Annotated in this window: 1 protein-coding gene; it reads right to left on the reverse strand. The window is 36.9% G+C overall.

Translation table 11 applies throughout. From position 1 onward, the window contains the following. A partial coding sequence (locus HMPREF0518_RS07430; protein WP_035518314.1) for an ABC transporter transmembrane domain-containing protein occupies positions 1 to 781 on the reverse strand: 781 nt, incomplete at its 3' end. Positions 782 to 831 lie beyond the last annotated feature (50 nt).

An 831-nucleotide genomic window follows, 5' to 3' on the forward strand; every position in this document is an offset into this window, starting at 1 on the left:
TAATTGTGATTGCATAAGTAGCTCCAATAATTGCCGTACCTAAGGGATCAAATAATGAATCCCACACAAAAACTTTTTTATTGATTTTAATCGTATCATCGACCATTTTATCGAAAGCAGCTGTATCTTCTTTGCCTTGACCAAATGTCTTTAATACTTTAATCCCAGTAATTGATTCTTGAGTTTTATTATTTAACCGTGAGAATGCTGCTTGTGATTTATCAAATGCATCGTGTAAATGATCACCTAATTTCCAGGCACCAAGAGCCAAAAATGGCAAAGGCAACAATGCAACGATCGTTAATCGCCAATCCACAAAAATAATCATGGCAACCATTGTCGATAAACCTATGACTAATGAGTCAACTAGAGTCAACACGCCATCACCAGCTACATTTTGAATGGCACTCACATCATTGGTGGCATGAGCCATCAAGTCTCCAGTTCGGTGTCTCTGATAAAAAGTTCGATCCATGATCATGAAATGATCAAACAGTTTTGAGCGCATTTGACGTTCAAGCTCAGCAGCCCCACCCCAAATTTGCTTTCGCCAAAAGTAACTCAAAATATAAAGAGTAAAAGCAGCCGCTAAAACGGCAATAATTAATGCAGCATATTCGCTCCAGGAAACGTGACCCTTGTCTAATTGGTATGCCATTAAGCCTAAAACTCTCGGAGGAATTAAGTTAGCTAGTGAAGTCAACGCTAAAAAAGTAATCCCAATAATATAGCGCTTCTTTTCCTGTTTAAAAAACCATCCTAATTTGCTAAAAATACCCACTTTTTCACCTAATTTTCCTAAAAAAGTATAAAAAAGAGTAAAGGAAAAAC

The organism is Lactobacillus helveticus DSM 20075 = CGMCC 1.1877 (assembly GCF_000160855.1).
In the GTDB taxonomy this organism is placed as follows: Bacteria; Bacillota; Bacilli; order Lactobacillales; family Lactobacillaceae; genus Lactobacillus; species Lactobacillus helveticus.